Origin of the sequence: Hydrogenophaga atypica (assembly GCF_042665215.1) — a bacterium.
Lineage (GTDB): Bacteria > Pseudomonadota > Gammaproteobacteria > Burkholderiales > Burkholderiaceae_C > Hydrogenophaga > Hydrogenophaga defluvii_A.
The window spans coordinates 59,320-70,550 of record NZ_JBHTCA010000022.1; the positions used below are offsets into that span (position 1 = coordinate 59,320).

General features: G+C 64.6%; 8 protein-coding genes. 6 read left to right on the forward strand and 2 right to left on the reverse strand.

Features of this window, described 5'->3' with window-relative positions; translation table 11 throughout:
- The first annotated feature begins 57 nt into the window (after positions 1-57).
- Positions 58-2,673, forward strand: a complete 2,616-nt coding sequence (gyrB, locus tag ACFQPB_RS19395; protein ID WP_382226830.1) for a DNA topoisomerase (ATP-hydrolyzing) subunit B — start codon at positions 58-60, stop codon at positions 2,671-2,673.
- Between the two features lie 147 nt (positions 2,674-2,820).
- Here the strand turns inward: gyrB and ilvB are convergent, their stop codons facing one another.
- A complete protein-coding gene (ilvB, locus tag ACFQPB_RS19400) occupies positions 2,821-4,623 on the reverse strand; it encodes a biosynthetic-type acetolactate synthase large subunit (RefSeq protein ID WP_382226833.1) in 1,803 nt (600 codons plus the stop codon).
- A gap of 131 nt (positions 4,624-4,754) precedes the next feature.
- Between ilvB and ACFQPB_RS19405 the strand changes: the two genes are divergently transcribed.
- The gene (locus tag ACFQPB_RS19405) at positions 4,755-5,189 is read left to right on the forward strand and encodes an Lrp/AsnC family transcriptional regulator (RefSeq protein ID WP_382199667.1); all 435 of its coding nucleotides are present in this window, start codon (positions 4,755-4,757) and stop codon (positions 5,187-5,189) included.
- Between the two features lie 15 nt (positions 5,190-5,204).
- Here the strand turns inward: ACFQPB_RS19405 and ACFQPB_RS19410 are convergent, their stop codons facing one another.
- The gene (locus tag ACFQPB_RS19410; protein ID WP_382226836.1) at positions 5,205-5,672 is read right to left on the reverse strand and encodes an Lrp/AsnC family transcriptional regulator; all 468 of its coding nucleotides are present in this window, start codon (positions 5,670-5,672) and stop codon (positions 5,205-5,207) included.
- A 117-nt stretch (positions 5,673-5,789) separates the two neighbouring features.
- On the opposite strand from ACFQPB_RS19410, the gene mdeB reads away from it, so the two are divergent.
- From mdeB to ACFQPB_RS19430, 4 genes are all read left to right on the forward strand, one after another.
- Positions 5,790-8,363 carry an alpha-ketoglutarate dehydrogenase gene (gene mdeB / locus ACFQPB_RS19415; protein ID WP_382226839.1) on the forward strand — a complete coding sequence of 858 codons (2,574 nt, stop codon included), beginning with the start codon at positions 5,790-5,792 and terminating at the stop codon, positions 8,361-8,363.
- Between the two features lie 155 nt (positions 8,364-8,518).
- Entirely contained in the window at positions 8,519-9,349 is an 831-nt protein-coding gene (locus ACFQPB_RS19420) for a phosphogluconate dehydrogenase C-terminal domain-containing protein (protein WP_382226842.1), read from the forward strand.
- 163 nt (positions 9,350-9,512) lie between these two features.
- Positions 9,513-10,481: a TRAP transporter substrate-binding protein gene (locus ACFQPB_RS19425; protein ID WP_382226845.1), complete on the forward strand. Its 969-nt coding sequence runs from the start codon at positions 9,513-9,515 to the stop codon at positions 10,479-10,481.
- A 137-nt stretch (positions 10,482-10,618) separates the two neighbouring features.
- Positions 10,619-11,110, forward strand: coding sequence for a TRAP transporter small permease (locus ACFQPB_RS19430; RefSeq protein WP_382226848.1), 492 nt, complete (start codon positions 10,619-10,621; stop codon positions 11,108-11,110).
- Positions 11,111-11,231 lie beyond the last annotated feature (121 nt).

Sequence of the window (11,231 nt, forward strand, 5' to 3'; positions counted from 1 at the left end):
TCGCCCGAACCCGCTGTGAGCGGGTTTGGTGCTTGTAAGAGAACCTGAAAGCCGCGCATGAGCACCGACCACACCCCGACGCCCGAAGAGCACTCCTCCGCCCAGCCGCCCATCGATGCCCATCAGGCGGGCGCCAGCGAAGGCTACGGCGAAGGCGCCATCCAGATCCTCGAAGGCCTGGAAGCGGTGCGCAAGCGCCCCGGCATGTACATCGGTGACACGTCCGACGGCACCGGCCTGCACCACCTCGTGTTCGAGGTGGTGGACAACTCCATCGACGAGGCCCTGGCCGGTCACTGCGACGACATCGTAGTCACCATCCACACCGACAACTCCATCTCCGTCACCGACAATGGCCGCGGCATCCCCACCGGCGTGAAGATGGACGACAAACACGAGCCCAAGCGCTCAGCGTCCGAAATTGCGCTGACCGAATTACACGCCGGCGGCAAGTTCAACCAGAACAGCTACAAGGTGTCGGGTGGTCTGCACGGCGTGGGCGTGAGCTGTGTGAACGCGCTCAGCAAATGGCTGCGCCTGACGGTGCGCCGCGAAGGCAAGGTGCACCTGCTCGAGTTCGCGCGTGGCTTTGTGCAGAACCGCGTGTTGGAGGTGGTGGACGGCTTCGAGGTCTCGCCCATGAAGGTGACCGGTGCCACCGAAAAACGCGGCACCGAAGTGCACTTCCTGCCCGACACCGACATCTTCAAAGAAAACAACGATTTCCACTACGAAATCCTGGCCAAGCGCTTGCGCGAACTGAGCTTCCTCAACAACGGCGTGCGCATCCGCCTGAAGGACGAGCGCAGCGGCAAGGAAGACGACTTCTCGGGTGCCGGCGGCGTCAAAGGTTTTGTGGAGTTCATCAACCAGGGCAAGAAGGTGCTGCACCCCACCACCTTCCATGCCACGGGCACCCGCCCGGCTGACAGCTACGGCGGCATCCCCGGCACCGAAATTGGTGTGGAAGTGGCCATGCAGTGGAACGAGAGCTACAACGAAAACGTGCTCTGCTTCACCAACAACATCCCGCAGCGCGACGGCGGCACCCACCTCACCGGCCTGCGCGCCGCCATGACGCGGGTGATCGGCAAATACATCGCTGAGAACGACCTGGCCAAGAAAGCCAAGGTTGAGGTCAGCGGCGACGACATGCGCGAAGGCCTGTGCTGTGTGCTCAGCGTCAAGGTGCCCGAGCCCAAGTTCAGCAGCCAAACCAAGGACAAGCTGGTGTCGTCGGAAGTGCGCGCCCCGGTGGAAGACATCGTGGCCAAGACGCTGACCGAATTCCTGGAAGAGCGCCCCATTGACGCCAAAATTTTGTGCGGCAAGATTGTGGAGGCCGCCCGTGCCCGTGAAGCCGCCCGCAAGGCCCGCGAAATGACCCGCCGCAAGGGCGTGCTCGATGGCATGGGTCTGCCCGGCAAACTGGCCGACTGCCAGGAAAAAGACCCCGCCCTGTGCGAAATCTACATCGTCGAGGGCGACTCAGCCGGTGGCTCCGCCAAACAAGGACGTGACCGCAAATTCCAGGCCATCCTGCCCCTGCGCGGCAAGATCTTGAACGTTGAAAAAGCGCGGTATGAGAAGCTGCTGACCAGCAACGAAATCCTCACGCTTATCACCGCTTTGGGCACCGGCATCGGCAAATCCAGCGCCGACGAATACAACCCCAAGAGCAAAAGCGGCGCCGACGATTTCAACATCGACAAGCTGCGTTACCACCGCATCATCATCATGACCGACGCGGACGTGGACGGCGCCCACATCCGCACCCTGCTGCTGACCTTCTTCTACCGCCAGATGCCCGAGCTGGTCGAGCGTGGCCACATCTACATCGCCCAGCCGCCGCTCTACAAGGTCAAGGCCGGCAAGGAAGAGCTGTACCTGAAAGACGCCGCCGCGCTCGACGGCTTCCTGCTGCGCATTGCGCTGAAGGACGCCAAGGTCGTCACCGGCGGCAGCGCCAGCACCACACTGGAAGGCGACACCCTGGGTGAACTGGCGCGCAAGCATCAGGTGGCCGAAGCCGTGATCGCCCGCCTCTCCGCCTTTATGGACGCCGAGGCCCTGCGCGCCGTGGCCGATGGCGTGGTGTTGAACCTGGACGACATGGAGCAGGCCGCTTTCAGCGCCGCCGCTTTGCAGGTGGTGCTGCGTGAACTCAACACCACCGGCGTGCCCGCCGAGGTGGCGGCCGAGTTCGACGTGCGCACCGACAAACCCATCCTGCGCATCAGCCGCCGCCACCACGGCAACATCAAGAGCAGCGTCATCACACAAGACTTTGTGCACGGCGCCGACTACGCCGCCCTGGCCGAAGCCGCCAACACCTTCCGTGGCCTGCTGGGCGAAGGTGCCAAAGTGCAACGTGGCGAAGGCGACAAACAGAAAGAAGAGCGCGTGAGCGACTTCCGCCTCGCCATGAAGTGGCTCATCAGCGAAGCCGAACGCACCACCGCCCGCCAGCGCTACAAAGGCCTGGGCGAAATGAACCCCGAGCAGCTGTGGGAAACCACCATGGACCCCAACGTGCGCCGCCTGCTGCGCGTGCAGATCGAGGACGCCATCGAGGCCGACAAGGTGTTCACGATGCTCATGGGTGACGAGGTCGAGCCGCGTCGTTTCTTTATTGAGAACAACGCGCTGAGGGCGGGGAATATCGACGTGTGATTGTGTATGTAGGTAGACGCATAAGCTGAGAAAAAAGACCCATCAGTTGAGAAACTGACGGGTCTTTGGCTTTTGGCTGCCGAAAACCAGTCACCGTCAGCTCTTCCTTGTGTCCGTCAAACGCTTTGTCCGACGGGCTTCGCTCGTTTACCCCTGGACGAAGATTGAACTGGCCACACTTGGGTCTCGCGCCGCTTCGCGGTACCAGCGCCCATCCCCCAGCATCATTTCCTGGTGGCCTTTGCCGGCCGGGATCATGGGGTAGCAGTTCTCTTGCTGGGCCACGCGCACATCCAGGAAAAAGGGGCCTTGGCTGACCAAGCATTCGGCCAGTGCTGCGTCCAGTTCGTGTGGTGCGTCCACCCGCCGCGCGCCCCAGCCAAAGGCCTTGGCCAGGGCCACGAAGTCGGGCAGGGCCGCGTTCCAGCTGTGGCTCAGGCGATTGCCGTGGATGAGCTGCTGCCATTGGCGCACCATGCCCATGTGGCTGTTGTTGGACAACACCACCTTGACCGGTGTGCCGTGCTGCATGGCGGTGGACAACTCCTGGATGTTCATGAGGATGGAGGCGTCGCCGCTCACGCACACCACGGTTTTGTCCGGGTGGGCGATCTGTGCGCCAATGGCCGCTGGCAGGCCATACCCCATGGTGCCTGCACCACCCGAGGTGAGCCAGCGCCGGGGCAACTCAAAACGCAGGTGCTGCGCGGCCCACATCTGGTGTTGGCCGACGTCGGTGGAGACGATGGCATCCAGCGATGCCAGATGTTGTTGCAAGGTGTGCATCAGCTGCTGCGGCAGGATCACATCGTCGCGTGGCGTGAAGCCCAGGCTGTTGTGCCCGCGCCAGGCCTGGATGCGCTGCCACCAGGTGTCGAGTCGCTGCGCAGGAGGTGGCAAGGCAGGCAAAGCGGCCAACAAGGCATCCAACACCTGCGCGCAGTCGCCGTGCAGGGCCACGTCCACGGCCACCACCTTGTTGATGTTCTTCGCGTCGATGTCGATGTGGATCTTCTTGGCGCGAGGCGCGAAGTCGGCCAGCTTGCTGGTCACGCGGTCGTCGAAACGCGCGCCCACACAGACGATGAGGTCGGCGTGGTGCATGGCCTGGTTGGCCTCCAGCGTGCCGTGCATGCCCAGCATGCCCAGAAAGCGCGGATCGGACGCGGGAAAGCCGCCCAGGCCCATGAGCGTCAGCGTGGTGGGCAGGTGCAGCGTGCGCGCCAGCTGCGTGAAGGTCGCGCAGGCGCCGGGGCCGGCGTTGATGAGACCGCCGCCGCCGTACAGCACCGGCTGGCGTGCGGCCAGCAGCAGCTCGGCCGCCTGCTGCAAAGCGCTTGATGGCGGCAAGGCGGGTGCCGACACCGTGGCTGGCACGTCGGCCACCGGCACCTGGGCCACGTGCTGCAACTGCACGTCCTTGGGCACGTCCAGCAGCACCGGGCCGGGTTTGCCCGAGGCGGCGATGTGCAGCGCCTGGCGCACGGCGGTGGCGGCCTCGTTCGCGTCGCGCAGTTGGTGGTTCCATTTGGTCACTGGGCGAGACAGGCCGATGGCATCGCACTCCTGAAAGGCCTGGGTGCCGATGACGCCCGTGGCCACCTGGCCGCTGATGCACAGCACCGGAATGGCGTCGCTGTGCGCGTCCAGCAGGCCCGTGACGGTGTTGCTCATGCCGGGGCCGGACGTGACCAGCACCACCCCCACACGGCCGGTGGAGCGCGCATAGCCTTCGGCCGCATGCACGGCGGCCTGCTCGTGGCGGACCAGCACGTGGCGCAGGGCGGGGCGCTGGTAGAGCGCGTCGTACAGCGGCAGGGCGGCACCACCGGGGTAGCCAAAAATCGTGTCCACCCCGCAGGCCAACAAGGTGTCGAGCAGCAGCTCGGCGCCGTTGCAAGCCGTGGTGGTGGGTGAGGCTGAAAGGTTTTCGGTGGTGTGCGTGTTCATGCGACTATTTTTCTGCGAACATGGCCGAATGTTTTCGATTTGTGCGGGGTAGTGCGGTGGCAAAGCCAAAAATCCATCTGCCAAAGCAGGATGTGGACGAAGCATCCCCGGTCAGCTTTGATCGCTTCGACATGGCCATCCTGCGCGAGCTGCTGGCCGACTCACGCAAAACGCTGCAGGAGATCGGTGCGGCGGTGAGCCTGTCGCCGACCACTTGCTGGAGCCGCATCAAACGCCTGGAGGCCGAAGGCGTGATCAAGCGCTACACGGCCGACCTCAACCGCGCCAAGCTGGGCTGGCAGGACACGGTGATCGTGCAGCTCACGCTGGACAGCCACACCGACGAGGCGCTGTACGAGTTTGGCCAGACGCTGGCCACCATCCCCGAGGTGATGGAGGCCTACCTGATCTCGGGCGACTACGACTACTTCATCCGCATCGCGGTGAAAAACACGCGCGATTACGAGCGCCTGCTGCGCGAGAAGCTCTACAAAATCCCCGGCATTCGCCACAGCAAGTCCAGCTTTGTGCTGCGTGTGCTCAAGGACGAGCACGTGCCGCTGTGAGTGCGCCTGCGCGGGTCAGGCGCTGCCCAGCGGCAGCGCCGTTTTGTAGCGCACCTGCTTGAGCGCAAAACTCGAACGGATCTTTTCCACCTGCGCGATGGGCGACAACTGCTCCAGGATAAAACGCTCCAGCGCGGGCATGTCGGGCACGGCCACGCGCAGCAGGTAGTCGGCGTCGCCCGTCATCAGGTAACACTCCATTACCTCATCGCGCAGCACGATGCGTTGCTCGAAGGCCTCCAGCGTTTCGCGGTTTTGCTGCTTCAGGCTGATGGAGATGAACACGTTGAGGTGCAGGCCCAGTTGCTGCGCGTCCAGCAGCGCCACGTACTGGCGGATCAGGCCCGCTTTTTCCAGCGCCCGCACGCGGGCCAGGCAGGGCGAGGGCGACAAATGCACGCGTTTGGCCAACGCCACGTTGGACAGGCTGGCGTCGGCCTGCAGTTGCTCAAGAATCCGCAAATCGGTGGCGTCGAGGTTCATTTTGCTGCCATATAAAGAATGGGCGGCAGTTTATGTCGCTTGTTGGGGTGTATGTCCGTGTTTTAGGCGACACCTGCCAGCGGGCGCGGTCTAAAGTGGTGGGCCAGGAGACCCCCCATGAGCCACCCCGATACCGACCTCGACCCGACCGAAACCCAGGAATGGCGCGACGCCTTTTTGTCGCTGGCCGCACAATCCGGCCCCGAGCGCGCGCGCCAGATGCTGGACGAACTGGCCCGCCTGGCGCGCAGCCAGCGCGTGGGCTGGACGCCCGAGCTCAACACACCCTACGTCAACACCATCGCGGTGGAGCAGCAGCCAGTGTTTCCCGGTGACCTCGCCATCGAGGAACGCTTGGCCTCACTGATGCGCTGGAACGCGCTGGCCATGGTGGTGCGGGCCAACCAGGCCGAACTGGGCGGATCGAGCGAACTGGGCGGCCACATCGCCAGTTACGCCAGCGCGGCCGACCTGTTCGAAACCGGCTTCAACCACTTCTTCCGGGCCGGACGCGAGGGCGACCTCGTGTTCTTCCAGCCGCACAGCGCGCCCGGTGTCTACGCGCGTGCTTTCCTTGAGGGGCGCTTGAGCGAAAACGACCTCAAGCACTACCGCCAGGAAATCACCGCCACGGCCCAAGGTGCGCGTGGCCTCTCCAGCTACCCCCACCCGTGGCTGATGCCCGACTTCTGGCAGTTCCCCACCGGCTCCATGGGCCTGGGGCCCATCAGCAGCATCTACCACGCGCGCTTCATGCGCTACCTCAGCCACCGCAAGCTCCTCAACACGGCGGGCCGCAAGGTGTGGGGGGTGTTCGGCGATGGCGAGATGGACGAGCCCGAATCGATGAGCGCGCTCACCCTGGCCGCACGCGAGAAGCTGGACAACCTCGTCTGGGTGGTCAACTGCAACCTGCAGCGTCTGGACGGCCCGGTGCGCGGCAACGGCCGCATCATTGACGAGCTGGAAAAGCTGTTTGCCGGCGCCGGCTGGAACGTCATCAAGCTGGTGTGGGGCAGCGACTGGGACGGCCTGTTCGCGCGCGACACCAGCGGCGCCTTGGTGCGTGCCTTCGCCCACACGGTGGACGGCCAGATGCAGACCTTTGCCGCCAAGGACGGCCGTTTCAACCGCGACAACTTCTTCGGCCAGAACCCGGAGTTGGCCGCCCTGGCGCAAGGGATGACCGACGAGCAGATCGACCGCTTGAAGCGCGGCGGGCATGACCTGGTCAAGATCCACGCCGCCTACGCGGCAGCCGCCGCCCACACCGGCCAGCCCACCGTCATCCTGGCCCAGACCAAAAAGGGCTACGGCATGGGCACGGCCGGCCAGGGCAAGATGACCACCCACAGCCAGAAGAAGCTGGACGAGACCGACCTGATCGAGTTCCGCAACCGCTTCAACCTGCCGCTCACCGACGAGCAGGCCACCGGCCTGGCCTTCTACAAACCTGCCGAAGACAGCGCCGAGATGCGCTACCTGCGTGAGCACCGCGCGCGCCTGGGCGGCAGCCTGCCCCAGCGCGAGACCGCCTGCGACGTGGTGCCCGTGCCGCCGCTGGCCGGCTACGGCCAGTTCGCCCTGAAGGCCGACGGCAAGGAGATGAGCACCACCATGGCCTTTGTGCGCATGTTGGGCAACCTGCTCAAAGACGCACAGCTCGGGCCCCGCATCGTCCCCATCGTGGCCGACGAGGCGCGCACCTTTGGCATGGCCAACCTGTTCAAGCAGGTCGGCATTTACAGCAGCGTGGGCCAGCGCTACGCGCCCGAAGACATCGGCTCGGTGCTGAGCTACCGCGAGGCGCTGGACGGCCAGATCCTGGAAGAGGGCATCAGCGAGGCGGGCGCCATCGCCAGCTGGACGGCGGCCGCCACCAGCTACAGCGTGCACGGCCTGGCCATGCTGCCCTTCTACATCTACTACTCCATGTTCGGTTTCCAGCGCGTGGGCGACGCCATCTGGGCTGCTGCCGACCAGCGCGCGCGCGGCTTCCTGCTCGGCGCCACCTCGGGCCGAACCACGCTGGGCGGCGAAGGTTTGCAACACCAGGACGGCAGCAGCCACCTGGTGGCGGCCACCATCCCCAACTGCAAGGCCTACGACCCGGCCTTTGCGGGCGAGCTGGCCGTCATCCTCGACGCCGGCATGCGCGCGATGCTGGTCGAGCAGAAGGACGTGTTCTATTACGTCACGCTCATGAACGAGAACTACGCCCAGCCGGACTTGCCGGGTGGTGGGGTAGGTGGCGCGGCAGAAGGCGTGCTCAAGGGTGGCTACCACTTCGGCAGCTATGGACCTGAACAAGGCCAGCGCGTCACCCTGCTGGGCTCGGGCGCCATCCTCACCGAGGTGGTCCATGCCGCGCGGCAACTGGCCGAGCAGGGCATTGGCGTGGACGTGTTCAGCGTCACCAGCTGGAGCGAACTGGCCCGCGATGGCGAGGCCCAGGCCAACAACCCCTACATCGCCCAACTGCTGGCGCGCAGCAGCGGCCCCATCGTGGCCGCCACCGACTACGTTCGCGCCGTGCCCGAGAGTGTGCGCGCCTACCTGCCCACCGGCCGTTCCTACAAGACCTTGGGCACCGATGGCTTTGGCCGCAGCGACACGCGGGCCGCGTTGCGGGCGTTCTTCAAGGTGGATGCGGCCCACATCGTGGCGGCGGCGCGTGGTGCCTTGAACTGAGCACCGCGCTCGGACACCCCCAGCCCGCCCACCCGGCGGGCTTTTTTGTGGCCCAAGGGAAAACCCTATCGGTCTACTGATTAACTCGTCATACCATCACGCCAGTTCAAAACCCGGGCCGCTGGGGCCTGGTCGAGCAGACAGACGGAGTGACGATGAGCGCGAAGATTGCTTTGTTTGGTGCGGGCGGCAAGATGGGCGTGCGCCTGTCCTTGAACCTCAAGGGTTCTGCCTTCGAGGTGCGGCACGTGGAGCCGGGTGAGGTGGGCCGTGCCCGCCTGCGCGACGAGGTGGGCGTGGCCTGCGTGTCGGTGGACGAGGCGCTGGCCGGTGTGGACGTGGTCATCCTGGCCGTGCCCGACAGCCTGATCGGCAAACTCGCGGCCGAAATTTCCCCACAACTCAAGCCGGGCGTGATGGTGATGACGCTCGACGCCGCAGCGCCCTTCGCCGGCCACCTGCCGGCGCGCGATGACCTCGTCTACTTCGTGGCCCACCCCTGCCACCCCTCCATCTTCCACCCGCTGGCGCATGCGGAGGGCAAGCCCGACTACTTCGGTGGTGTGGCCGCCCCGCAGTCCATCGTCAGCGCGCTGATGCAGGGCCCGGATTCGGCCTGGGAGCTGGGCGAGGCCATCGCAAAAACCATTTACCAGCCCATCGCACGGTCGTACCGCGTGACGGTGGAGCAGATGGCGCTGCTGGAGCCCGGGCTGTCCGAAACCGTGTGCGCCACCTTGCTGGACGTGATGCGCGAGGCCATGGACGAAGTGGTGTCGCGTGGTGTGCCCGCCGACGCGGCGCGCGACTTCCTGCTGGGCCACATGACCATCCTGAGCGCGGTGATCTTCAAGCAGATTCCGGGGCAGTTTTCCGATGCCTGCAACAAGGCCATCACCTTCGGCAAGCCCCGCCTGATGCGCGACGACTGGAAAAAGATCTTCGATCACGACGAGATCGCCGACAGCATCCAGCGGATTACTTGAAGCGGTCCACCCCGTTTCACGCTCACTTCGTGTAGCTCGAATCCCCCTCAAGGGGCGACACCAGCCGTCCGGCAGAGCCGGCCCGGCGGTGTCCCCGGGTTGGGACAACTGCGCCGGAGCCGTTTGTAAATTTTTCCCCCACCCCAACCCTGAGGAGACACACATGAAAACCACCCACATTGCTTTTGCCGTTGCCGCCCTGTGCCTGAGCGCCGCCGCCGGTGCGCAGACGGTCATGAAGATCAGCTATTCCACGTCCATCACATCGCACTACGGCGTGGGTTCTACCGCCTTCTGCGATGAGGTGGAAAAAGGCACCCAGGGCCGCTACAAGTGCCAGCAGTTCCCCAATGCCGCGCTGGGTGGTGAGCGGGAAATGATCGAGGCCGTGCAACTGGGCACACAGGACCTGGCCAACGTGTCCACCGGTGCCCTGGGCAACTTTGTGCCGGAGGTCAAGATTGTGGACATCCCGTTCCTGTTCCGCGACTACGCCCACGCCCGCAAGGTGATGGATGGTGAGTTTGGCCAAGACCTGCTCAAAAAGATGACCGCCAAGGGCATTGTGGGCCTGGCGTGGACGGAGAACGGCTTCCGCCACATGACCAACAGCAAACGTGCCATCAACCAGGCCAGCGATGCCAACGGTTTGAAGATGCGCACCATGGAGAACAAGGTGCACATGGAAGGCTACAAAACCTTTGGCATCCTGCCCACGCCCATGGCTTGGCCTGAGGTCTTCACAGCGCTGCAACAAGGCACGGTGGATGGCCAGGAAAACCCAATTCCCGTCATCCTGTCTGCCAAGCTGTCGCAGGTGCAAAAGCACCTCTCGTTGACCAACCACGTGTATTCGCCGGCCGTGTTGATCGTTGCGCCCAACATCTGGAACAAGCTCAACGACGCCGACAAGAAGGTGTTCTCTGAAGCCGCCAAGAAGGGCGCAGCGGCCCAGCGCAAGAAGGTCAACGACGACGAGGCCAACGGCATTGCCGAACTGAAGAAGGACGGCATGCAAGTGGTCGAGCAGGTCAACGGCGAGAGCTTCCGCAAGGCCGTGGCACCCGCCTACGCCGGCTACGCCAAGGAGTTTGGCGCCGACAAGATCGCTGCCATCCAGAACGTCAAATAAGCCCACCCCCGCGCCGCGCCTAAGGGCGCGTCACCCCCTCAGGGGGCGATGTCAGCGGGCCGGCGGAGCCGGACCCGCGACATCCTGGGTTGAACTTCACCTCCCTGGTTGTCGCCAGGCAACGGCTGGATCGCCACATGACCTCTTCCATCCTCCGCCTGGACCGCCTGCTCACAGGTGCCTGCCTGTCCCTCGCCTGCATCTTGCTGGCCCTCATTTCCTGTCTCGGCATGTGGCAGGTGGTCAGCCGCTTCGTGTTCTCGCAGCCCTCCACCTGGACCGAGGAGTCCATGCGCCGTCTGCTGATCTGGATGGTGCTGCTGGGCATCGTGGCCGCGTTCCGCCAGGGTGCCCTGGTCTCGGTCGATCTGATGCTGCGCCTGTCCAAAGGCGCTTGGCGCGCCACCGTGCGCACCATCATCACCGCCGTCAACCTCGCCTTCCTCTCGGTGGTGCTGTACTTCGGCATCGACCTCGTCTGGCGCGTGCGCTTCCAGACCTTTGCCAGCATGGACATCTCCATGGGCTGGGCCTATGCCGCGTTGCCCGTGGGCGCGCTGCTCGGTGTGGTGGCCGTCATCGCCCACCACCTTGACCCACACGACGACGAGTTGAGCACCGCCCAGTAACCCAGAACAACAAGAACACGGAAGCCACACCATGTCCCTCACCCTGCTCATCACCATGCTGCTGGGCTTTGCCTTCAGCATCTCCATCGCCGTCTCCATCGGCGGCTCGGCCATACTGGGC